22 protein-coding genes are annotated in these 20,152 nt (G+C 75.3%); 11 read left to right on the top strand and 11 right to left on the bottom strand.

The genetic code is table 11. The features are described from left to right. The first annotated feature begins 90 nt into the window (after positions 1-90). On the top strand, positions 91-822 hold the full coding sequence (locus ACZ6NC_RS07725) for an alpha/beta hydrolase (RefSeq protein WP_465730019.1): 732 nt from the start codon (positions 91-93) through the stop codon (positions 820-822). Between the two features lie 5 nt (positions 823-827). Here the strand turns inward: ACZ6NC_RS07725 and ACZ6NC_RS07720 are convergent, their stop codons facing one another. The 3 genes from ACZ6NC_RS07720 to ACZ6NC_RS07710 form a co-directional block, all read right to left on the bottom strand. Beyond that, positions 828-1,214, bottom strand: coding sequence for a hypothetical protein (locus ACZ6NC_RS07720; RefSeq protein WP_465730017.1), 387 nt, complete (start codon positions 1,212-1,214; stop codon positions 828-830). Positions 1,215-1,218: 4 nt separating this feature from the next. Then, positions 1,219-1,785, bottom strand: coding sequence for a universal stress protein (locus tag ACZ6NC_RS07715; protein WP_465730015.1), 567 nt, complete (start codon positions 1,783-1,785; stop codon positions 1,219-1,221). A 128-nt stretch (positions 1,786-1,913) separates the two neighbouring features. Then, positions 1,914-2,597: a GyrI-like domain-containing protein gene (locus ACZ6NC_RS07710; protein WP_465730013.1), complete on the bottom strand. Its 684-nt coding sequence runs from the start codon at positions 2,595-2,597 to the stop codon at positions 1,914-1,916. A 167-nt stretch (positions 2,598-2,764) separates the two neighbouring features. Here ACZ6NC_RS07710 and ACZ6NC_RS07705 point away from each other — a divergent pair, with 167 nt between their 5' ends. Then, a complete protein-coding gene (locus ACZ6NC_RS07705; protein ID WP_465730011.1) occupies positions 2,765-3,127 on the top strand; it encodes a hypothetical protein in 363 nt (120 codons plus the stop codon). Next, positions 3,127-3,915 carry a DNA alkylation repair protein gene (locus tag ACZ6NC_RS07700; RefSeq protein ID WP_465730009.1) on the top strand — a complete coding sequence of 263 codons (789 nt, stop codon included), beginning with the start codon at positions 3,127-3,129 and terminating at the stop codon, positions 3,913-3,915. Before ACZ6NC_RS07705 ends, ACZ6NC_RS07700 begins: the two co-directional genes overlap by 1 nt. 105 nt (positions 3,916-4,020) lie before the next feature. Here the strand turns inward: ACZ6NC_RS07700 and ACZ6NC_RS07695 are convergent, their stop codons facing one another. The 5 genes from ACZ6NC_RS07695 to ACZ6NC_RS07675 all read right to left on the bottom strand — a co-directional run bounded on the left by ACZ6NC_RS07695 (position 4,021) and on the right by ACZ6NC_RS07675 (position 9,424). Then, a complete protein-coding gene (locus ACZ6NC_RS07695; RefSeq protein WP_465730007.1) occupies positions 4,021-4,692 on the bottom strand; it encodes a TetR/AcrR family transcriptional regulator in 672 nt (223 codons plus the stop codon). Between the two features lie 140 nt (positions 4,693-4,832). Further along, on the bottom strand, positions 4,833-6,191 hold the full coding sequence (locus tag ACZ6NC_RS07690) for a nitrate/nitrite transporter (RefSeq protein ID WP_465730005.1): 1,359 nt from the start codon (positions 6,189-6,191) through the stop codon (positions 4,833-4,835). Positions 6,192-6,264: 73 nt separating this feature from the next. After that, positions 6,265-6,639, bottom strand: a complete 375-nt coding sequence (gene nirD, locus ACZ6NC_RS07685; RefSeq protein WP_465730003.1) for a nitrite reductase small subunit NirD — start codon at positions 6,637-6,639, stop codon at positions 6,265-6,267. Further along, positions 6,636-9,230, bottom strand: coding sequence for a nitrite reductase large subunit NirB (gene nirB, locus ACZ6NC_RS07680; protein WP_465730001.1), 2,595 nt, complete (start codon positions 9,228-9,230; stop codon positions 6,636-6,638). Before nirB ends, nirD begins: the two co-directional genes overlap by 4 nt. Positions 9,231-9,292: 62 nt before the next feature. Next, positions 9,293-9,424: a hypothetical protein gene (locus ACZ6NC_RS07675; RefSeq protein WP_465729999.1), complete on the bottom strand. Its 132-nt coding sequence runs from the start codon at positions 9,422-9,424 to the stop codon at positions 9,293-9,295. 192 nt (positions 9,425-9,616) lie between these two features. Between ACZ6NC_RS07675 and ACZ6NC_RS07670 the strand changes: the two genes are divergently transcribed. The 3 genes from ACZ6NC_RS07670 to ACZ6NC_RS07660 all read left to right on the top strand — a co-directional run bounded on the left by ACZ6NC_RS07670 (position 9,617) and on the right by ACZ6NC_RS07660 (position 13,220). After that, the gene (locus tag ACZ6NC_RS07670) at positions 9,617-10,765 is read left to right on the top strand and encodes a uroporphyrinogen-III synthase (RefSeq protein ID WP_465729998.1); all 1,149 of its coding nucleotides are present in this window, start codon (positions 9,617-9,619) and stop codon (positions 10,763-10,765) included. After that, positions 10,765-11,562 carry a sirohydrochlorin chelatase gene (locus ACZ6NC_RS07665; RefSeq protein WP_465729996.1) on the top strand — a complete coding sequence of 266 codons (798 nt, stop codon included), beginning with the start codon at positions 10,765-10,767 and terminating at the stop codon, positions 11,560-11,562. The genes ACZ6NC_RS07670 and ACZ6NC_RS07665 overlap by 1 nt, the downstream gene beginning before the upstream one ends. Positions 11,563-11,681: 119 nt before the next feature. After that, positions 11,682-13,220, top strand: a complete 1,539-nt coding sequence (locus ACZ6NC_RS07660) for a carboxyl transferase domain-containing protein (protein ID WP_465729994.1) — start codon at positions 11,682-11,684, stop codon at positions 13,218-13,220. Between the two features lie 98 nt (positions 13,221-13,318). Here the strand turns inward: ACZ6NC_RS07660 and ACZ6NC_RS07655 are convergent, their stop codons facing one another. Beyond that, positions 13,319-14,314, bottom strand: a complete 996-nt coding sequence (locus tag ACZ6NC_RS07655) for a helix-turn-helix domain-containing protein (protein ID WP_465729992.1) — start codon at positions 14,312-14,314, stop codon at positions 13,319-13,321. A 99-nt stretch (positions 14,315-14,413) separates the two neighbouring features. Here ACZ6NC_RS07655 and ACZ6NC_RS07650 point away from each other — a divergent pair, with 99 nt between their 5' ends. Together ACZ6NC_RS07650 and ACZ6NC_RS07645 are read left to right on the top strand one after the other, a co-directional pair. After that, a complete protein-coding gene (locus tag ACZ6NC_RS07650) occupies positions 14,414-15,208 on the top strand; it encodes an NAD(P)H-dependent oxidoreductase (protein WP_465729990.1) in 795 nt (264 codons plus the stop codon). 485 nt (positions 15,209-15,693) lie between these two features. Continuing rightward, positions 15,694-16,068 (top strand): aggregation-promoting factor C-terminal-like domain-containing protein, encoded by a 375-nt coding sequence (locus tag ACZ6NC_RS07645; protein ID WP_465729988.1) that lies wholly within the window; start codon positions 15,694-15,696, stop codon positions 16,066-16,068. 333 nt (positions 16,069-16,401) lie between these two features. On the opposite strand, the gene ACZ6NC_RS07640 is transcribed toward ACZ6NC_RS07645, so the two are convergent. Further along, positions 16,402-16,851 carry an HD domain-containing protein gene (locus ACZ6NC_RS07640; protein ID WP_465729986.1) on the bottom strand — a complete coding sequence of 150 codons (450 nt, stop codon included), beginning with the start codon at positions 16,849-16,851 and terminating at the stop codon, positions 16,402-16,404. A gap of 178 nt (positions 16,852-17,029) precedes the next feature. Here ACZ6NC_RS07640 and ACZ6NC_RS07635 point away from each other — a divergent pair, with 178 nt between their 5' ends. Then, on the top strand, positions 17,030-17,968 hold the full coding sequence (locus tag ACZ6NC_RS07635) for an AEC family transporter (protein ID WP_465729984.1): 939 nt from the start codon (positions 17,030-17,032) through the stop codon (positions 17,966-17,968). 31 nt (positions 17,969-17,999) lie between these two features. Here ACZ6NC_RS07635 and ACZ6NC_RS07630 read toward each other — a convergent pair whose 3' ends face one another. Beyond that, positions 18,000-18,437 carry a MarR family winged helix-turn-helix transcriptional regulator gene (locus tag ACZ6NC_RS07630; RefSeq protein ID WP_465730230.1) on the bottom strand — a complete coding sequence of 146 codons (438 nt, stop codon included), beginning with the start codon at positions 18,435-18,437 and terminating at the stop codon, positions 18,000-18,002. A gap of 113 nt (positions 18,438-18,550) precedes the next feature. Here ACZ6NC_RS07630 and ACZ6NC_RS07625 point away from each other — a divergent pair, with 113 nt between their 5' ends. Next, the gene (locus ACZ6NC_RS07625) at positions 18,551-19,474 is read left to right on the top strand and encodes an alpha/beta fold hydrolase (RefSeq protein ID WP_465729982.1); all 924 of its coding nucleotides are present in this window, start codon (positions 18,551-18,553) and stop codon (positions 19,472-19,474) included. A gap of 121 nt (positions 19,475-19,595) precedes the next feature. Next, on the top strand, positions 19,596-20,135 hold the full coding sequence (locus ACZ6NC_RS07620; RefSeq protein ID WP_465729980.1) for a DUF6817 domain-containing protein: 540 nt from the start codon (positions 19,596-19,598) through the stop codon (positions 20,133-20,135). Positions 20,136-20,152: the final 17 nt, after the last annotated feature.

The following is a 20,152-nucleotide window of genomic DNA, read 5'->3' as shown; positions in this document are numbered from 1 at the left end:
CACTGACGCCTGACGAGAGATCATTCTCTCTCGCAACAGGTAGAACAGTACCAGCTCACAACCCCTGCCCTGACCGGAGGCGAACCCCGTATGACCAGCAACGACCAGGCCACGCACGAGACCGTCGAGTACGGCCCCGGCCGGCTCATGGACATCCACCGGCCGACCGGGAACGCCGGCGGCCCGCTGCCGGTGGTGCTGCTCTGGCACGGCCGCGGGGCCGACGAGCGGGACGCGCTGCGGCCGCTGGCGCGCGAGGCGGCGGAGCTGGGACTGCTGGTGCTGGTCCCGGACTGGCGGTCGGACGAGGAGGACGGCGGCGCCGCGCACCTGCGGGCGTCCTTCGAGCACGCGCGGCGGCACGCGGCCGAGTACGGCGGCGACCCGGCGCGGTTCGTGCTGGCCGGGTGGTCGATGGGCGGGAAGGAGGCGGTCGCCCTGGCCACCCACCCGAGCACAGCGGCCGAGGTGCGCCCGACGGCGGCGGTCGGCATCGCCTCCAGCTACGTCCGCCCCGCCGTCACCACCGGCGAGGTGCCGCTGCCGCTGCTCGCCGGCCGCCCCTCCCCCATACCGGTCTTTCTGGTGCACGGCACGCGCGACGAACTGGTGCCGGTGGAGTGCTCGCGGGAGCTGAACACCGCACTTGTACGGGGCTCGCACCTTCTGGAGCTGGACACGGACCACGCCGGCGCGGTCCTCGCGGAGTACGACCCGGCCCTCGAACGCTGTGTGCCCGGGCGGGCCGAGCACGCGGTGCGCGCCGGACGGGCGACGGCGCGGGTGCTGGCGGAGGCGGCCGGGGTGGCCGTCGGGGGCTGAGCGTGTCAGGCCGCCCGGTGCCAGTTGTCGCGGGTGGGGCGGGCGGCCGCCCGGGCGGGGCTCCGGACGGCGGTGAGGAGGGAGAGGAGAAGGGCCGCCGCCGTGAAGAGGAGGAGGTGACCGGCCTCGGGGGCGAGCCCGGCCCAGCCGAGGGCGCCGTGGCGGTGCTCGACGAAGCCGTTGTGGAAGAGCCAGGCGGCCAGCGCGACCAGCGGGGCGGCGGCCGGGCGGGAGTGGCGGCCGACGGCGGCGCAGAGCAGTCCGTAGGCGGCGAGGGCGACCCACGTCGGGCGCAGTTCGCCGAGGACGGCGAGGCCGGGCAGCAGGGCGGCGGAGGCGAGCAGTGCCACCGCGGCGGACATCGCGGCGGAGAGCCGGGCGGGACGGGTCATCGTGTCACCGCCCGACGGCGAGCGGTCGCAGGAGGACGTGGTGGCGTCGGAGCGCTTCGAGTTCGCGCTGCAGCGGCGGCTTGGGGACGGCGAGGACCGGACAGGTGGCGTGCCGGACGCAGTAGGCGGTCACCGACGGGCGCAGCGCGCGGGCGAGCACGCCGCGGCCGCCGGCCCCGAGGACGAGCAGGTCGCCGGGGCGGTCGGCGGAGCGGACCAGCGCCTGGCCGGTCTCGCCGCGCACGGCCTGGCTGCGCAGCCGCACGCCCGCGTAGCCGCCGCCGAACGCCTCGTCCAGGGCCTGCCGCAGCCGGGCGGCGGCCGCGTCGCGGCAGGCGGTGAGCAGCGGCGGGCACGGGGAGCGGCGGTAGCCGAACTCGCCGCCGGCCGGGGTCCAGCAGTGCACGGCGAGCACCTCGGCGTCGGTGCGGCGGGCCTCGGCGACGGCGCGGTGCAGGGCGGCGAGGCTGCCGAGCGAGCCGCTGACGCCGACCACGATCCGGTGGTGGCCCTCGGGTTGGTCGTAGGTGTCGAGCGCTTCGCTGTCGGTTCCGGCGCCGTTGTCCGCCATGACCCTGCCCGTCCTTCCGGCTGGTACTGATGTGCTGTCGGTTCCAGCAAAGCCGGGCGGTGCGGGAGCGGGCCGTTCGTTGACGGAGATCTGACGCGCGGGGCACGGATCCGTACGCGGCCCTGACGTCAGGCGGGTGCGGGCGGGTTTCCCGGCAGCACGTAGAGGTCGACGGCGACTTGGCGTTCGGGGTGCGGGGAGGGGAGGGCGTGAACTCCAGGTAGTACGGGAGGGGCGGGCGGCCGGCGGGGAGCAGGCCGTGGGTGGCGGCGGTGACCGCGAGGCGCAGGTAGGTGAAGGGGATCGTGGAGCAGCTTCACCGTGCGCGGCTCCTCCGCGTACGGCCCGCGGTGCAGCACCTGGATGCAGCGGCCCTCGGCGAAGGACTCCCGGCGCAGGCCCGCGGCGGCCTCGGCGCCGGCCTTGGCCTCCGCTTTGGCCAGGGCGGAGGCGAGTTGGGCCTCGCCGTACGGCACGGGCTGGCGGATCAGCAGGGTCCACGACCAGTGGGCGCGGGCCTCGGGGCGGTAGGCGTCGGGGTCGGCGGGGTCGAACTCCGGGTCGTCGCTGCGCCAGAGGCCTTCGAGCGGCAACACGGCGTAGTCGACGCCGGTCTCGGCGCGCACGGCGAACTTCAGCGCGTACGACGCGGCGTAGAGGGCTGCGGTGGCCGAGGCGAAGGCGGGGTCGTCCGCCGGGTCGCCGACGCCGTCGACGGCGAGGAAGTCGAGCCGCGGCACGTCGAGGGCCTGCGGGGCGGCCTTGGCGCCGTAGAAGGCGGCGTCCGTCCGGCGGTGGTCGGTCTTGGGCATGAGGCGGCAACTTCCCGTTCTGCCAGGTGGCCTGCCCGCCAGGTCGGCGGTGCTGGCCCCAAGGAACCAGGGCGCGGCGGGCGGTGTCCACCCGGCGCGGCGGTGCGCGGCGGAACTTGTCCAGGACGGTCAAACGCGCAGGCCCGGGAACGGCTACCGTCACTTCGGTGACCACCCCCGCCTCCCCCGTCGACCACCCCGCCCGCACGCTGACCACCTACCTGGTGCGGCCGGAGCAGGTGACGGAGTTCCACGGGCTGATGCGACGCGACTGGCCCGTACTCCGCGCGGAGCGGCTGACCACCGGGGACCGGGCCGTGGTGTACTACGGCGAGGACGACAGCGGGCCGTTCTTCCTGGAGGTCGTCCGCTGGTACCGCCGGGCGGGGCCGGGGATCGCGTACCGCAACGAGCGGGTCGGCGCGGTCTGGCAGGAGGTCTACCACCGGACCGAACCGCGCGGGGCGCGCCCCGGCTGCGAGTACCTTTGGGCCGCGGAACTGACGTTCCCCTACCACGAGGTGAGTTGATGGTGCACCAGGCAGACGCAGCCCGCCCGCCGGAGCCGGCCGCGGTGGTGGCCGGCCGGCTGCGGGCCGCGCTGGAGGACAGTGCCGTGCCGGGCCGGGCGGAGGCCGAGCGGGCGTACCTGAAGAGCGGGCTGGAACACCTCGGGGTGCCGGTGCCGGCGATGCGGGCGCTGGTCCGGAACACGCTGCGGGCCGCGCCCGGGCTGGACCGGGCCGGGGTGCTGGAGCTCGCCGGGGAGCTGTGGGCGCCGCCGGTGCACGAGTCCCGCTCCTGCGCGCTGCTGCTCCTGGAGTACCGCGCCGAACTGCTCCTCCCGGAGGACACCGCCTTTCTGGAGCGCCTCCTGCGGGAGTGCGCGACCTGGGCGCACGTCGACCTGCTCGCCCCCAAGGTGGCCGGCGCGCTGCTGTTGCGGGCACCGGAGACGGCGGCGGACTTCCTGCGCTGGAGCCGCGACGAGGAACAGTGGGTGCGGCGTGGCGGGGTGCTCACGTACGTCCTCGCGCTCCGTGACCCGGGCGAATTCCCGCACTACTTCGATGAGTTCACCGCACTCGCCGATCCGCTGCTGACCGATCCCCGGTTCTTCGTCCGCAAGGCGGTGGGCTGGACGCTGCGCGAGGGGGTCAAGCACCACCCCGCCGAGGTCACCGGCTGGCTGGGGCGGCGGCTGGACCGGGTCTCCGGGCTCACCCTGCGCGAGGCGATCCGGCCGGTGGACGAGGCCGCGGCGGGCCGGCTGCTGGCGGCCCACCGGGAGCTGCACGGACGGCGCCCACGGGGCTGAGGCCGCCGGGCATCGGAAGGGTCAGGCGTCGGAAGGCCCAGCCGGCGCGGCGGGTCAGGCGGCGCGGCGGGTCGAGCGGCGCGGCGGGTCAGGCGGCGCGGCGGGTCAGGCGTCAGGCCCGTCCGCGTCCCAGAGGCCGGCGAACATCTGGTCCAGGTACTCCTCACCTATCGGCGGCACCGGCAGCGGGTGGGTGGCCTGCGCGCGGAAGCCGTCCAGCAGCAGGGCGAGGTAGCGGCGCCAGAGATCCGGGCGCAGCTCCGTGGTGGTGGGCAGGGCACGGCAGAGCGGGCCGAGCATGAAGAGCAGGTCCAGCGTGACGACATCGGCGCGCATGGTGCCCTGCTGCTGCGCCCGGGCGACCAGCGCGCCCACCGTCGCGGCGTTCTGCCGGCTGATCCCGGTCATCCCGGGGACGGTCGGGATGGCCTGGGTGACCAGGTCGTTGATGCCGCGGTCGGCGGCGACCAGCGCGAAGATCCGCTCGAAGTAGTGCTCGATCGCGCCCCAGGCGTCCTCGGCGGCCAGCGCCTCCTCCCCCGCGCCGGCGAGCACCGCGCCGGCGTCCGCGAACACTTCGCCGATCAGCGCCTCGCGGGTCGGGAAGTGCCGGTACAGCGTCGCGTTGCCGACGCCGGCCTCCTTGGCGATCTGGTCCAGCGGCACGTCGAGGCCGTGCCGGGCGAAGAGGTCGCGGGCGGTGGCGAGCAGCAGGTCACGGTTGCGCTGCGCGTCGCGCCGCAGCCGTCCGGGGGTGTGCGCGCTGCCTGGTGCCATGCGAGGACCCTAGCAACCCGACCGCGCGGCAGAACGCCGCGGAGGGCGAAGCCCCGGCGGCACCCGGTCCGGCACCCGGCCAGGCGCCGGCCCCGGGGCGCTGAGCACCCCGGAGCCGGTCACCCGCGATCGACCCGCCGTCAGCGCGCCGTGCGGGGCCGCAGCCAGACCGCCCAGGTGAGCGCCGAGCAGAACAGGTACGCGGCCAGGAAGCCCAGGTAGGCGGCGTCGCCGTTGTGGCTGGCGAGGAAGGACTGCCGGAAGGCGAGGTTGACCAGCACCCCGCCGGACGCGCCCACCGCGCCGGCGAGGCCGATCAGCGCGGCCGAGCGGCGGCGGGAGTCGGACTCGGCCGTCTCCGGGTCGGTGCCGGCCGCGACGGCCGCCCGGGCGCGGGCCTGGTAGTGGGCCGGGATCATCTTGTAGGTCGAGCCGTTGCCGATGCCGCTGAGCACGAAGAGCGCGATGAAGCCGGAGAGGAAGAGCGGCAGCGAGTGGGCCCGGGAGGCGGCCAGGACCACCGCCGTCCCGGCGCCCATCGCGACGAAGGTGACCAGGGTGACCACGGCACCGCCCCAGCGGTCGGCCAGCCGGCCGCCGACCGGGCGCAGCAGCGAGCCGAGCAGCGGGCCGAGGAAGGTCAGCGCGGCCGCCTTCACCGGGGTGTCGAAGCGGTCGTGGAACTGGACCTGGAGCACCTGGCCGAAGGCGAAGCCGAAGCCGATGAACGAGCCGAAGGTGCCGATGTACAGGGTGGAGACCGCCCAGCCGTACGGGTCGCGGGCCACCTCGCCCAGCGCCCGGCCCTGGCCGCGCGGCGGGGCGGCCAGGTTGTCCATCCGTGCCCAGGCACCGGCCGCGGCGAGCACGATCAGCGGCAGGTAGAGCAGTGGCAGCAGCCTGGGGTGGGCCGCGCCCGCGGTGGCCAGGACGAGCAGGCCGAGCAGTTGGACGGCCGGGACGCCCAGGTTGCCGCCGCCCGCGTTGATGCCGAGGGCCCAGCCCTTGAGGCGGTGCGGGTAGAAGGCGTTGATGTTGGCCATCGAGGAGGCGAAGTTGCCGCCGCCGACCCCGGCGACGCAGGCCACGGCGAGCAGGGTGCCGTAGGAGACGCCGGGGGTGAGCACCAGGGCCGCCAGCGCGGTGGGGACGAGCAGCAGCAGTGCGCTGACCACCGTCCAGTTCCGGCCGCCGAACCGGCCCACGGCGAAGGTGTACGGCAGGCGCAGCAGGGCGCCGAGGGCGGTGGGCAGGGCGGTGAGGGTGAACTTGCCTGCGGTGTCGATGTGGTACTCGGGGCCGAGGAAGAGCACCAGGACCGACCAGAGGCTCCAGACGGAGAAGCCGATGTGCTCGGAGAGCACCGAGTAGACCAGGTTGCGGCGGGCGATCCGGGCTCCGGCCCGCTCCCAGAAGGTGACGTCCTCCGGGTCCCAGGGGGTGAGCGGGCCGGTGCCGGCTCTGCCTCCGGCGGGCTGCGTCTCGACGACGGCGCTCATGCGTCCACCTCACTTCGCTCGGCGGGGGCATTCGCCCACACGCACCCCCCGATGACTCGCTCGCTCCGCTCGCTCATGCGGCACTCTCCTTGGTCGTGGGGGCCGATCGCTCACTCGTGCGGACCGGCCAGAGCCGCAGGACGGCGGGGCTGCCGTCGGGAGTGGTGTCCTCGTCGAGGCAGCGGCCGTCGGTGAGGTCGAAGACCTGCTTGTACATCGGCGAGGCCAGGGTGGGCCGGTCGCCGCGGCTGCCGAGCAGGCCGCGGGAGAGGACGTGCGCGCCGCTGAACGGGTCGCGGTTGTCGACGGCGTGCAGGGTGCCGGCGCGGTCGCGGAAGACGGCCACCTGGGCGCCGTCGAGCAGCACGGCCACGCCGCGTCCGGGTTGCAGGTCGTCGAGGGTGCAGACGGGCTGCCAGCGGCTGCCGTCGTGGATCTCCACGGTCATGGGGTGAGCACCTCCAGTCGGGGACCGGCCACCAGGACCGGGGTGGGGGTGATGAGGATGCGCCCGTCCTCGCCGGTGCGGGCGGGGCGGATCTGGCCGCGTTCGGGGACGAAGGTGACGGCCGGGTCGGGGGTGCCGGGGGCGTTGACGAAGGAGGAGAAGCGGCGCAGCCGGTCGGGGTCGGCCAGGGTGGCGGCCCATTCGTCCTGGTAGCAGTCGATGTGACTGGCCATCAGCTGGTCGAGTTCGGCGGCGATGCCCAGCGAGTCGTCGATGATCACGGCGCGCAGGTGGTCCAGGCCGCCCTCCAGCCGGTCCAGCCAGACCGAGGTGCGCTCCAGGCGGTCGGCGGTGCGGATGTAGAACATCAGGTAGCGGTCGATGGTGCGGATCAGCGTCTCGCGGTCCAGGTCGGCGGCCAGCAGGTCGGCGTGACGGGGCGTCATGCCGCCGTTGCCGCCGACGTAGAGGTTCCAGCCGGCCGAGGTGGCGATGATGCCGAAGTCCTTGCTCTGCGCCTCCGCGCACTCGCGGGCGCAGCCGGAGACGGCGGACTTGAGCTTGTGCGGTGAGCGCAACCCCCGGTAGCGGAGCTCCAGTTCGATCGCGAGGGTGGTGGAGTCCTGGACGCCGTAGCGGCACCAGGTCTCGCCGACGCAGGACTTCACGGTGCGCAGCGCCTTGCCGTAGGCGTGTCCGGACTCGAAGCCGGCGTCCACCAGCCTGCTCCAGATGCCGGGGAGCTGGTCGACGCTGGCGCCGAAGAGGTCGATCCGCTGGCCGCCGGTGATCTTGGTGTAGAGGCCGTAGTCGCGGGCGATCTCACCGATGGTGATCAGGCCCTCGGGGGTGATCTCGCCGCCGGGCACCCGCGGCACCACCGAGTAGGAGCCGTTGCGCTGGAGGTTGGCGAGGAAGTGGTCGTTGGAGTCCTGGAGCGCGGCCTGTTCGCCGTCCAGGATGTGGCCGCCGCCGAGGCTGGCGAGGATCGAGGCGACGGTCGGCTTGCAGACCTCGCAGCCTTCGCCGCTGCCGTACCGGTCGAGGAGTTCGGAGAAGCCGGCGATGCCGGTGACCCGGACGATCTCGTACAGCTCGGCGCGGCTCTGCGGGAAGTGCTCGCAGAGGCCGGTCCGGGTGGCGACGCCGGTGGCCGCCAGCTCCTCGTCGACGACGGTGGTGAGCTGCTTGATGCAGCTGCCGCAGCCGGTGCCGGCCCGGGTGCACTTCTTGACGGCGGCGACGCTCTCGCAGCCCTGCTCGTGGACGGCGGCGCGGACGGCGCCCTGGGTGACGTTGTGGCAGGAGCAGAGCACCGCCTCGTCGGGGAGCGCGATCGGGCCGGCGGTGGCGAACCCCGCGGGCAGCACCAGCTGTTCGGGCGCCGTGGTGAGCGGCTTGCCGGCCACCGCGAGCGGCCGCAGGGTGCCGTAGGCCTCGGTGTCACCGACCAGGACGCCGCCGAGCAGCGCACCGTCGGCGCCGATCACGAGCTTGCGGTAGACGCCGAGCCGACTGTCGCTGTACAGCACGTCGAGGGCGCCTTCGGCGGTGCCGTGCGGGTCGCCGAAGCTGGCCACGTCGACGCCGAGCAGCTTGAGCTTGGTGGAGGTGTCGGCGCCGGTGAAGCCGGCGCCGGGGTCGCCGGCCAGTGCGCGGGCGGCGGTCTCGGCCATCTGGTAGCCGGGCGCCACCAGGCCGTAGACCCGGCCGTCCACCGTCTGGGCGCACTCGCCGATGGCCAGCACGTCCGGGTCGGCGGTGCGGCAGTGCTCGTCCACCACGATGCCGCCGCGCGCGCCGACCGGCAGCTCGCAGTCGCGGGCCAGCTGGTCGCGCGGGCGGACGCCGGCCGAGAACACCACCAGGTCGGCGGCGAGTTCACGGCCGTCGGAGAGGGCGAGCGCGCGGACCCGGCCGTCGGCGGCGGTCTCGACGGCGTTGGCGCCGGCGCCGGTGTGGACGGTGACGCCGAGGTCCTCGATCTTGCGCCGGAGCAGTTCGCCGCCGCCCTCGTCGACCTGGACGGCCATCAGGCGGGGCGCGAACTCGACCACGTGGGTGGCCACGCCCATGGCCCGCAGGGCGCCCGCGGCCTCCAGGCCGAGCAGGCCGCCGCCGACCACCACACCGGTCCTGGCGTGCTCGGCGTCGGCGCGGATCGCGTCGAGGTCCTCGATGGTGCGGTAGACGTGGCAGCCGGCCGCGTCCTTGCCCGGGACGGGCGGCACGAACGGGACGGAGCCGGTGGCCAGCACCAGGGCGTCGTACCGGACCTCCCGGCCGGACCGGGTGGTCACGGTGCGCGCCGCGCGGTCCACGGCGGTGACCGGGTCGCCGAGGCGCAGGTCGATGCCGTGCTCGGCGAGGAAGCCGGGCGGGCAGAGCGCGAGGTCCTCGGGCGTCTGCCCGTCGAACAGCGCGCTGAGGTGGACGCGGTCGTACGCGGGGCGCGGCTCCTCGGCGAGCACGGTGACCCGCCAGCGCTCGGCGCCGGGCTGCTCGGTCCAGGCCTCCAGGAAGCGCTGGCCTACCATGCCGTGGCCGACGAGGACGAGGTCCCGTGGTCGGTCGGGCGTGTGGGATGTCATCGCGGTGCTCCTCGGGGTCGTGCGGGCGTACGGGCGTGCGGGCGGGGAGTTGAGGGGGAGGGTCAGGTGAGCAGCTGGAGGGGGTGGCCGGTGAGCACCTCGGCCCGGGCCGCACCCACCTGAGGTCCGGTGCGCGGCCGCATGCCGCACTGCGGCGAGCAGTACGGGCGGTGGGTGTCGGTGGTCGTCGTCATGTCGACGAATCTGACCGGTGATCGTTTCGCCGCCGGGTCCCCCGTGTTGCGCGCGCGGTACGCGTCGCTCACGCCCTCGCCGGACCGGGGTGCGCGGCCGGACATCAGTCGTAACGGGACGGGCGGATTCGCTAACGCGCAGGTGACGGACGGGCAATCCCCGCGTAACGCGGCCACCGGACCCTTGCGGCCATGGCACCCTCCCCCACACCCGCCGGTCCGCGTCCCAGTGCGCAGCCGGGGCCCCTCACCGGCTTCAGCATCGGGGTCACCGCCGCGCGCCGCCGCGACGAACTCGTCGCCCTGCTCACCCGGCGCGGCGCCCAGGTGGTCGAGGCGCCGGTCCTGCGGATCACCCCGCTCGCCGACGACCTGGCCCTGCGCCAGGCCACCGAACGCTGCCTCGCCGCGCCGCTCGACTACGTGGTCGCCACCACCGGCGTCGGCTGGCGCGGCTGGATGAGCGCCGCCGACGGCTGGGGCCGGGGCGCCGCCCTCGCCGACGCCTGCCGGGACGCGGTGGTGCTCAGCCGCGGCCCCAAGGCCACCGGTGCGGTCCGGGCCAGCGGCCTCGGCGAGGGCTTCTCCCCCGACTCCGAGGCCACCGACGAGCTGCTCACCTGGTTGCTGGCCCGCCCGCTGGCCGGCCGCCGGATCGCCGTCCAGGAGCACGGCATCCGGCTGGACGCCTTCGCGGCGGCCCTGCGCGAGCGCGGCGCCGAGGTGATCTCCGTCCCCGTCTACCGCTGGGAGCCGCCGGACGACCCGGCACCGGTGCGGCGGCTGGTCGAGCAGACCGTCCGGCGCCAGGTCCACGCGCTCACCTTCACCAGCGCCCCGGCAGTCACCGCGTTCGTGGAGACCGCCACCGCCGAAGGCCTGCGCGAACCCCTGCTCGACGCGCTGCGCGGCGACGTCCTGCCGGTCTGCGTCGGCGCGCTCTGCGCCCGGCCGTTCGCCGAACTCGGCCTGCCCGCGGTCTTCCCGGAACGCGGCCGGCTCGGCTCGCTGGTGCGCCTGCTCGCCGAGGCCCTGCCCGGCCGCGGCCGCCAGGAGGTGGCCCTCGCCGGGCGGGTGCTGACCCTCCAGGGCAACGCCGTGCTGGTCGACGGCCAGAGCCACTGGCTCAGCCCGCGCGGCGCCGCCGTGCTGCGCGCCCTCGCCGAGCGGCCGGGCCGCGTACTCAGCCGTGCCGAGCTGCTCCGCACCGCCTGGGCCGACGCCACGGCGGACGAGCACGCCGTCGAGGCGGCGGTCGGGCGGCTGCGGGCGGCGCTCGGGCCGCACGGCGGGCTGATCCGGACGGTGCCGAAGCGCGGCTACCGCCTGGCGGCGGGCTGATGGGCGCCGACGTGTGGCCGGGGCCCGGGGCGCGTCCGGGTCGGGCCGGCCGTCCGGTGCTGCTCGCCGTCGCGCACGGCAGCCGGAACCCGGCCGGGGTCGCGACGACCAGGGCGCTGCTGGCGCGGGTGCGCGCCCAGCGGCCCGAACTGGACGTCCGCTGCTGCTTCCTGGACCTCGCCACGCCCTCGCTCCCGCAGGCGCTGGCCCGGCTCGCCGACGACCGGCCGGCCGTCCTCGTGCCGCTGCTGCTCGGCACCGGCTACCACCTGCGGGTCGACATCCCCGGCGCGCTGGCCGCCGCCCGGCTGCCGCACGTCCGGCTCGCCCCCGCGCTGGGCCCCGACCCGCTGCTGGCCGCCGTGCTCGCCGACCGGCTCGCCGAGAGCGGGCGGCCCGCAGGCGCCGGTCCGGTGGTGCTCGCCGCGGCGGGCTCCTCCGACCCGGCAGCCGTCACGGACACCCGCCGGACGGCCCGCCTGCTCGCCGCGCGCCTCGCCGACGGCCGGCCCGTCGTCCCCGCCTACCTGTCCGCCGCCCGCCCGACCCCGCGCGAGGCCGTCGAGGCCCTGCACGCCGCCGGCCACCGCCATGTCGCCGTCGCCACCCACCTCCTCGGCCCCGGCTTCTTCGCCGACCGCGCCGCCACCACCCCCGCCCGCTGGACCAGCGCCCCGCTCGGCACCCACGACACCCTCGCCCGCCTGGTCGCCGCCCGCTACGACCGGGCCTGCCTCGGCCGGGCATACGACGACGCCGTCCGCCGGCGGCCGGAGCCGGCGATCGCCCGCGGTTGAGGCCGAGGCCCGCCGGGGCTGTGACGGGGTGGTGCGGCTCCCCGGGGCTGTCGGCCTGCTCACATCCTCACGTCGGACCGGGACGGGCCCGCCGCCGCTGCGTAGGGTGGATCTTGTCGATGCGGGTGGCTCGGGTGACGGGGTGGACGTTGGGTACGGGAATTTCTCTGACGGCTCGTCAACTACTCGGCCTGTTGGTCGATTCCGGAACCTTCCGGAGCTGGGACGAGCCGCTCGGACCGGAGCCCGCCGAGGCCGGCTACCGGGCCGCGCTGGCCCGGGCGCGGGAGCGGACCGGCACGGACGAGGCGGTCGTCACCGGGGCCGGGCTGATCGGCGGCCGGGCGGTGGCGCTGGTGGCCTCCGAGTTCGGGTTCCTCGGCGGGTCGATCGGGGTGGCCACGGCCGAGCGGATCACCCGGGCCGTGGAGCGGGCGACCGCCGAGCGGCTGCCGCTGGTCGCCCTGCCGGTGTCGGGCGGGACGCGGATGCAGGAGGGTTCGGCGGCCTTCCTCTGCATGCTCCGGATCACCGCCGCCGTCCAGGCCCACCGCGCGGCCGGACTCCCCTACCTCACCTACCTGCGCAACCCCACCATGGGCGGCGTCTTCGCCTCCTGGGGCACGCTCGGGCAGCTGGTCTTCGCCGAGCCGGACGCCCGGCTGGGGTTCCTCGGGCCTCGGGTGTACGAGGAACTGCGCGGCGTGGAGCTGCCCGCCGACGTGCAGCGCGCCGAGACGCTGGCCGGGCGCGGGCTGGTGGACGCGGTGGTCGCACCGGAGGAGCTGCGCGAGGTGCTGCGGCGCTCACTGGCCGTGCTCACCCTTGAGCCCGCGCCGGCCCCCGGCGGCGCCCGGACGGAAGCGCCGCCCACCGGGCCCGTGGCCCGCCCCGACGCCTGGGAGGCCGTGCGCAGCACCCGCCGGCCCGACCGGCCGGGCGCGCGTGAGCTGCTGCGCCGTACCGCCGAGGAGCTGGTCCTGCTGGACGCGCCCGGCGGCCGGGACGGAGCGCTGGTGCGCGCGCTCGCCGTGCTGCACGGCCGGCCCGCGCTGGTGATCGGACAGCAACGGCAGGAGCCTGACCGGGAGCGACCGTTCACCGCCGCCGACCTGCGCGCCGTCCGCCGCAGCGCCCGCCTCGCCGAACAGCTCGGGCTGCCGCTGGTCACCGTGGTCGACACGGCCGGCGCCGAACTTTCCGCCCAGGCCGAGCTGGACGGCATCGCCATCGAGATCGCGCACTGCCTCACCACGCTGCTCGCCCTGCGCACGCCCGTCCTCGCGGTGCTGCTCGGCCAGGGTTCGGGCGGCGGCGCGCTCGCCCTGCTGCCCGCCGACCGGGTGCTCGCCGCCGAACGCGCCTGGCTCGCCCCGCTGCCGCCCGAGGGCGCCTCGGCGATCGTCCACCGCGACGGCGCGCACGCACCCGAACTGGCCCGCTCGCAGGGCATCGGCGCCTACGACCTGGCGGACGTCGGCCTGGTCGACACCGTCGTGCCCGAGCTGCCGGACGCGGCCGAGGAGCCGGCCGCCTTCTGCGACCGGCTAGGGCAGGCGATCGGCGCCGCGCTCGGCGCCCTCACCGCCACCCCGGAGCCGGAACGCCTCGCCGCCCGCGCCGCCCGCCACCGCCGGCTGGGGGACGTACTGGGCTGACGGGCTCCCCCACGAACCCGGGTTCACGCCTCGGCGGGCCGGCGATCGGGCGGGTCGGCGCGGGTCGGCACCACACCATCGCCGGCCCCGCCCTCGTCTCAATCGCGGGGGAACTCGTCAGGGGCATGCCCGGCCGCGGCATGCCCGGCCGTGAGGGACGCGGCCAGCCGGTCGAGGGCGGCGGCCTCCGGGCTGCCCTCCCCGGCACTGAACACGTGCACCACCAGGCCCGTCTCACCGGGCGCGGCCGGCACGTGCAGCGTCTCGAAGTCCAGCGTCAGCGGCCCGGTCACCGGGTGCCGCAGCCGCTTGCGCCCGGCTGCGCACATCACGATCTCGCCGGTGGCCCAGATCCGCCGGAAGTCCGCACTGCGGGTGGACAGTTCGGTGATCAGCACGGCCAGCTCCGGGTCGTCCGGGTAGCGGCCCGCGGCCACCCGCAGCTGGCCGACGGCCTCGCGGGCCCGGTCCTCCCAGTCGGGGTGGACGTCGCGCGAGGCCGGGTCGAGGAAGAGGAAGCCGGCGTTGTTGCGGTCGCGGCGGGGCGGGTCGGCGAGGCCGCCGATCAGCTCCGCGCCCAGGCTGTTCCAGGCCACCACGTCGAGGCGGTGGTCGGTCGCGAAGGCGGGGAAGGGGGTCATGGTGTCCAGGAGCCGCTGCAACAGCGGGCTGGCCGTCACCCGGGGCGCCGTGCCGCGCCTGGCCCCGGCCAGGGTGGCGAGGTGCCCGCGTTCCGCCGGGTCGAGGCCGAGCGCCCGGGCGAGGGCGTCGAGCACCTCGGGGGACGGCTGGGTGGCCCGGCCCTGTTCCAGCCGCACGTAGTAGTCGACACTGATCCCGGCCAGCTGGGCCAGCTCCTCGCGGCGCAGCCCGCGCACCCGCCGGTGACGGCCCCCGGCGAGCCCGACGCTCTCCGGCGCGACGCGGCCCCGGCGGGCGCGCAGGAAGCCGCCGAGCGCCCGACGGGTGTCGCCCACGCCGTCGATTCCCCCGGTCCCGTCGATTCCGTCGATTCCGCTGCGCCCGTCCGCGCGGCCGGTCTCGTCCCTCTTGTCCGTCACGACTGCGCGCTCGATGCGGTCCACCCCGTTCATGCGGTCAAGTATGGGTGGCCCTCGCAGTACCAGGACCACCGGTCCGACGGTCGAACAGGGTGCTGGCCGGCCGGCGGGGCCCAGGAGAGTGTGGTCGGCATGACCGATGCCACGCCGCAGCCGCGGAAGAAGATCCTTGTCGTCAGCGCCCACCCGGAGCCCCGTTCGCTCAACGCCTCCCTCACCGCCTTCGCCGTCGAGCACCTGCGCGCGGCCGGGCACGAGGTGCAGGTGTCCGACCTCTACGCGATGAAGTGGAAGGCCGCGGTGGACGCCGACGACTTCCCGGAGCACGGGGCGGACGAGCGGCTCGCGGTGATGGCCGTCTCGGAGCGGGCCACGCTGGCGGGGCGGCTGGCGCCGGAGATCGCGGCGGAGCAGGAGAAGGTGCTCTGGGCGGACGCGGTGATCCTGCAGTTCCCGATGTGGTGGTTCTCGGTGCCCGCGATCATGAAGGGGTGGATCGACCGGGTGTTCACCGCCGGCTTCGGCTACGGCCCGGCCGTCCCGCCGCCCTACAGCGAGGGCGTGCTGGCGGGGCGGCGGGCGCTGGTGTCGGTGACGATGGGTGCCCGCGCGTCGGCCTTCTCGGACCGCGGGATCCACGGCCCCCTGGCGGACGTCCTGTACCCGCTCCAGCACGGCCTGTTCTGGTTCGCGGGGATGGAGCCGCTGGAGCCGTTCGGGGTGGCCGAATCGAACGACCTGCCCGAGGAGCGGTTCGCGGAGGCGCGGCGCGCGTACGCGCGACGGCTCGACGGCCTCTTCACCGACGAGCCGGTCCCGTTCCGCACGCTCGTCGGCGGCGACTACGACCACGACATGCGACTGCTGCCGGGGGTGGAGGAGGCGGGGACCAGCGGGCTGGACCTGCACGTCCGCCCCCGGGGCTGAGGCGGGGGCTTGGCCCCGCCGGGGTGTGGCGCCGCTCTCAGATCGTCTGTACACGCAGTGGCGCCGGCCGTCCGGTGGGTGACGACCCCGGGCGGGCGGTCGGTGAGTGCGCTCACACGTGATTGGCCGCCACGACGACCGGTAGTGGTCGGCGGGCGGCAGGCCCGGCGGACGCCACACGGGAGCATTCGCCGAGGTCAGCGGGCACATGGGCGGCCGCCGTGGCGAACCCTTCGATTCCACGGCGGAGCCCCGCGCTACGACGGTGCGTCGTAACCGAGGGGTCTTGGCGACGGCCGATGCGGTCTGGCAACAATGGCTCAGTCGTCAGCCGCCCCCGGCACCTGTCCCGTCGGGAAGCGGCTAGCTGCCGAGTCACGCCCCGCGACCGTTTCGGCCCCTGTCCGGCCATCGGTCGAGGCGGGGCGTGACACCGGCCCAACCTGATTGAGGTCCTGTTCTTCATGCCCGCTTTCAAGCTCCGTATGCGCACTTCCGCTGCTCTTCTTGCCGGCGCCGCCGGTCTGACCGCCCTGGGTGCCGGTCTGATGCCCGCCACCGCCTCGGCCGCGACCGCCTCCCCGCAGGCCATCGCCGCCCAGATCGTGCCGGCCAACCAGCTCTCCTCGTTCAGCCAGATCATCGCCCACGAGTCGAGCTGGAACGTGACCGCGACCAACCCGAGCTCGGGCGCGTACGGCCTGGCGCAGGCGCTGCCGGGCTCCAAGATGGCCTCGGCCGGCGCGGACTGGAAGACCAACCCGAAGACCCAGATCAAGTGGGCGCTGGACTACATGAACACCCGCTACGGCAGCCCGAACGCCGCCTGGTCGTTCTGGCAGAACCACCACTGGTACTAAGCCGCTCCACTCCGGCACACCCGCCGGACCACCGAGCCGCCGAACCACCGAGTCTCCGAGCCGCCGACCAGCTGAACCGCTGAGTCGCTGAGGCTCCGACGCCCGTCGTCAGACCACTGTCCCCCCTCACCCCGGGGATCGGACAGGGAGAACCGGGGTGACCGAGAGGGCCCGTGCACGCGTGATCCGCGTGCACGGGCCCTCTCGCCCGTTCCCGGGCCGGACACCCCTGCCTGCCGGTCACCGCGCCGGCGCCGGCGAACCGTTCGCCCGGCCCGTCCGCCCTCTCCCGCGGCGGCCGACCGCGGGAGCCGGCGACCCGTCAGCCGTTCGTCAGCTCTCGTCCAGGCCGAGCAGCGCGCGCGTGCGGCGGTACTTGGCCGCCAGCCGCTCGGCCGTCGCGGGGTCCAGGCTCGCCAGCCGGGCCGGGTTCGCGTTGTGCGCGAGGTCGGCCTGTTTGACCAACAGGGCGCCGGGGGTGGCCAGGATGCGGGCGGCGTACTCCTCCAGCGGCTCGCCCGGGCGCTTGGTGAGGGCGTCGACGATCGCCTTGGTGGTGTCGGGGAGCGCGGCCGCGGCCAGCCAGTCACGGGTCAGCACGTCGTCCTCGATCGCGTCGTGCAGCCAGCCCGCCGCGATCTGTTCGACGCTGCCGCCGCGGTCCGCCACACCGTGGGCGACCGCGGCGAGATGCTCGGCATAGGGGTGGCCGTTCTTGTCGACCTGCCCCTCGTGCGCGCGCCGTGCGATCGTCTCCACCTCGGCCAGGCTCAGATAGTCCACCACGTCATCGTAGGCCTGCGGGCATCTGGTTGACTGCGGCGGTGCCGGGCGACCCCCGGCCGCGCCCACGCACCGCCCACGGGCAGCCGACACGCCTGTCGCCACCGCGCCGGGTCGCCGGGCAGCCATGTCGCCAAGTCGCCATCCCGACACGGCGACCCGAGCCCTCCGAGGAACCATGCCCAGCCTGCATCCGCTGCTCTCCGGCTTCGCCCCGATCTGGGCCCTCACCGGGGTCGGCTACCTGGTCGGCCGCAGCGGCCTGCTCGGGCCGCACGCGGACACGGTGCTGAACCGGTTCGTCTTCCATGTGGCCATGCCTGCCGCGCTCTTCCTGATGATCGCGCGCGAGCCGCTGGACCGGTTCGCCAACCCGTCGATGCTCGCCTTCGCCGCCGGGACGGCGGTCGCGACCGGGCTCGGCCTGCTGGCCGCGCACCGGCTGTTCGGCCGGGAACTCCCCGAGCGGGCGATCGGCGGCATGGCGGCCGGCTACGTCAACTCGGCCAACCTCGGCATCCCGGTCGCCATGCAGGTGCTCGGCGACGCGTCCTTCGTCGCGCCGGTGGTGCTGTTCCAGATCCTGCTGGTCACGCCCGCCGTGCTGACCGTGCTGGACAACGGGCGCGCGGGCCGTCGCGCGCTGCGTACCCTCCCGCTGCGCAACCCCATCCTGCTGGCGGTCGCCGCCGGCGCCCTGGTCTCCGCCGTGACCTCCGCGACGGGGTGGCACCTGCCGGACGAACTGAACCGTTCCTGCACGCTGCTCGGCGGCGCCGGCGTGCCGACCGCGCTGGTGGCGCTCGGCATGTCGCTGCACCACCGCCCGGCGGCCTCCGGCACGGCCCGGTACGCGGAGGTCGGGGTGGCCGTCGCGGTCAAGACGCTGATACAGCCGCTGGCCGCGTTCGCCGTCGGCGCGTTCCTCCTCCACCTGCCGCCTCACCAACTGCTCACCGTGGTGCTGTTCTCCGCCCTTCCGACGGCACAGAACGTCTTCACCTACGCCCGCGAGTACGGGAAGGGCACCGCGCTGGCCCGGGACTCGGTGCTCTGGTCCACCCTGGTCTCGATGGCGACGCTCTCGGCCGTCAGCTGGGCACTCGGGCCGGCCTGAGGTTCACGGCCTCCCCCGTCGCGGCGCCCGGTCACTCCTCCCCGCGGGCCGCGGTGACCACCTCCGTCATGGCCAGCAGGAAGCGCCGGGCCGTCGCCAGCTCCGCCTCGTCGAACCGGCCCATCGCCGCCACCAGATCGGCGATCAGGCCGCCGAAGAACGCCTGCCCCAGCTCCATCGCCCGCTCCTCCACCCGCAGTCGGACCTTGCGGCGGTCCCCCGGGTCGCGCTCGCGGCGGATCAGGCCGAGCCGCTCCAGGCGGTCGATCAGGCCGGTGGTACCGGCCGAGTTGAGCCGCATCGCCTCGCCGAGCCGCCCGGGGGTCACCACCGCGCCGGCCCGGGCGGCGTCCAGCAGGTGGATCAGCGCCCGCAGGTCGGTCGGGTGCAGGCCGTTGCGTCCGGCGAACTCGGCTCCGAACAGGTCGAGTTCGACGGTCAGCCCGCGCAGCAGATGGACCAGCTGCATCGGTTCCTCGGTTCTGTCCACCCTGTCGTCCTTCCCCGGGCACGTCCGTGCGACTATTCTCTCGCTCAGCGAGATTATTGCTCAGCGAGTAAGTTCGCCGTCTACCGGAGGGCATGATGTCAGCACGCTCCACCACGAAGTCCGACGCCACCGGCACCGCCACTGCCCCCGGGGCCGGACTCGACGCCTTCTTCGCCGCCTACGACGCCGCCCTGGCCCGTTGGCCCGTCCCCGTCGAGGCCCTCACCGTCCGCACCCCGCACGGCATGACCCGGGTCAACGCCTGCGGCCCCCGCGACGGCCGCCCGCTGGTGCTGCTCCACGGCGGCGGCGCCACCTCCACCGGCTGGCTCGCCAACGTCGGACCGCTCGCCGCCGCCGGCCACCGTGTCCTCGCCGTCGACCTCATCGGCGACCCCGGCCGCAGCACCCTCGACGGCCCGCCACTCGACGGCGTGCCCGGCCTGCTGGGCTGGCTGGACGCCGTCCTCGACGGGCTCGACGTTCCCGAGGCCGACCTCTGCGGCCACTCGTACGGCGGCTGGATCGCGCTGGAGTACGCGCTGCACGCCCCGGCGCGCATCCGCCGGCTCGCGCTGCTCGACCCCACCCAGTGCTTCACCGGCTTCCGCCCCGGCTACCTGCTCCGCGCCCTCCCCCTCTTCCTGCCGCCCCGCACCGCAGGCAAGGCCCGCCGCTACCTCGACTGGGAGACCCGCGGCACCGGCCTCGACCCCGCGTGGCGCGAGGTGTACGCCCTCGGCCACGCCGACTACCCCGCCGCCCGCCCGATCACCGGCCCCCGCCCGACCCCCGCCCGCCTGCGCACCCTCGGCGCCCCGGCCCTGGTCCTGCTCGCCGAGCACAGCCGCCCGCACGACGCCCGCCGCGCCGCCGCCCTCGCCCGGCGGGCCCTCCCCGAAGCCACGGTGACCGTCCTCCCCGGCACCTCCCACCACAACCTCCCGACCGCCCGGCCGGCCGAACTCAACCACCACCTCACCGAGTTCCTCGCCCCACACCCCGAACACACCTGACGGACGCCGCCCCGGTCCGGGCGGACTCCACCCGCCGGTGACGGTGCGACAGGCGGCCGGCGGCTCCTATGATCGGGAGGTCCCACGCGCACCGCGATCGTTCCGGACAGGCGAGGTCGAGATGACGACAGCAGCACTGGCGATGTTGCGGGCGGCCGGCGCCGAGGGGGTGGAACACCCCGGTGGCACACTGCTCGCGCACCTCCAGCGGGTCGCCGCCCTTCTCGGCTCCTGGGGCGCCCGCCCGGCGCTGGTCTCGGCCGGCCTCTGCCACGCGTTCTACGGCACCGACGGCTTCCCGGTCGCGCTGCTGGATCTCGGGCGACGCGCGGAGCTGGCCGAGGCGATCGGCACCGAGGCCGAGGCGCTCGTCCACTTCTACGCCTCCTGCGACCGCGCCTCCTCCTACCGCGGACTGGCCGATGAGACAGGCCCGTTCGTCGACCGCTTCACCGGCGCACAGCTCTGCCCCGGCCTGCAGGCGCGCCGGGACTTCGCCGAACTCACCGCGGCCAACGAGCTGGACCTCGCCGCCATCAGCCCGGAGGTCCGCGCCCTGCACGGCGCGGGCCTGCTCGACCTGTTCACCCGGTGGCGGCCACTGCTGTCCGAACCGGCCCGGGCGCACTGCCGCAGCGTCCTGGACCCGAGCGGCCACTGACCGGTGCCGACGAGGGC

Source organism: Kitasatospora sp. NPDC041988 (assembly GCF_055588525.1).
This window is presented reverse-complemented; position numbering and strand designations above follow the sequence as displayed.

What these genes read in the sequence shown, in the direction of transcription:
- ACZ6NC_RS07720 (WP_465730017.1), bottom strand. Translation starts at nt 1,214, where the DNA reads ATGACCCGTCCCGCCCGGCTCTCCGCCGCGATGTCCGCCGCGGTGGCA.
- ACZ6NC_RS07725 (WP_465730019.1), top strand. Translation starts at nt 91, where the DNA reads ATGACCAGCAACGACCAGGCCACGCACGAGACCGTCGAGTACGGCCCC.
- ACZ6NC_RS07655 (WP_465729992.1), bottom strand. Translation starts at nt 14,314, where the DNA reads ATGAACGGGGTGGACCGCATCGAGCGCGCAGTCGTGACGGACAAGAGG.
- ACZ6NC_RS07665 (WP_465729996.1), top strand. Translation starts at nt 10,765, where the DNA reads ATGGGCGCCGACGTGTGGCCGGGGCCCGGGGCGCGTCCGGGTCGGGCC.
- ACZ6NC_RS07625 (WP_465729982.1), top strand. Translation starts at nt 18,551, where the DNA reads ATGATGTCAGCACGCTCCACCACGAAGTCCGACGCCACCGGCACCGCC.
- ACZ6NC_RS07660 (WP_465729994.1), top strand. Translation starts at nt 11,682, where the DNA reads ATGCGGGTGGCTCGGGTGACGGGGTGGACGTTGGGTACGGGAATTTCT.
- ACZ6NC_RS07710 (WP_465730013.1), bottom strand. Translation starts at nt 2,597, where the DNA reads ATGCCCAAGACCGACCACCGCCGGACGGACGCCGCCTTCTACGGCGCC.
- nirB (WP_465730001.1), bottom strand. Translation starts at nt 9,230, where the DNA reads ATGACATCCCACACGCCCGACCGACCACGGGACCTCGTCCTCGTCGGC.
- ACZ6NC_RS07645 (WP_465729988.1), top strand. Translation starts at nt 15,694, where the DNA reads ATGCGCACTTCCGCTGCTCTTCTTGCCGGCGCCGCCGGTCTGACCGCC.
- ACZ6NC_RS07670 (WP_465729998.1), top strand. Translation starts at nt 9,617, where the DNA reads ATGGCACCCTCCCCCACACCCGCCGGTCCGCGTCCCAGTGCGCAGCCG.
- ACZ6NC_RS07715 (WP_465730015.1), bottom strand. Translation starts at nt 1,785, where the DNA reads ATGGCGGACAACGGCGCCGGAACCGACAGCGAAGCGCTCGACACCTAC.
- ACZ6NC_RS07635 (WP_465729984.1), top strand. Translation starts at nt 17,030, where the DNA reads ATGCCCAGCCTGCATCCGCTGCTCTCCGGCTTCGCCCCGATCTGGGCC.
- ACZ6NC_RS07650 (WP_465729990.1), top strand. Translation starts at nt 14,414, where the DNA reads ATGACCGATGCCACGCCGCAGCCGCGGAAGAAGATCCTTGTCGTCAGC.
- ACZ6NC_RS07630 (WP_465730230.1), bottom strand. Translation starts at nt 18,437, where the DNA reads ATGCAGCTGGTCCATCTGCTGCGCGGGCTGACCGTCGAACTCGACCTG.
- ACZ6NC_RS07675 (WP_465729999.1), bottom strand. Translation starts at nt 9,424, where the DNA reads ATGACGACGACCACCGACACCCACCGCCCGTACTGCTCGCCGCAGTGC.
- ACZ6NC_RS07620 (WP_465729980.1), top strand. Translation starts at nt 19,596, where the DNA reads ATGACGACAGCAGCACTGGCGATGTTGCGGGCGGCCGGCGCCGAGGGG.
- ACZ6NC_RS07695 (WP_465730007.1), bottom strand. Translation starts at nt 4,692, where the DNA reads ATGGCACCAGGCAGCGCGCACACCCCCGGACGGCTGCGGCGCGACGCG.
- ACZ6NC_RS07690 (WP_465730005.1), bottom strand. Translation starts at nt 6,191, where the DNA reads ATGAGCGCCGTCGTCGAGACGCAGCCCGCCGGAGGCAGAGCCGGCACC.
- nirD (WP_465730003.1), bottom strand. Translation starts at nt 6,639, where the DNA reads ATGACCGTGGAGATCCACGACGGCAGCCGCTGGCAGCCCGTCTGCACC.
- ACZ6NC_RS07700 (WP_465730009.1), top strand. Translation starts at nt 3,127, where the DNA reads ATGGTGCACCAGGCAGACGCAGCCCGCCCGCCGGAGCCGGCCGCGGTG.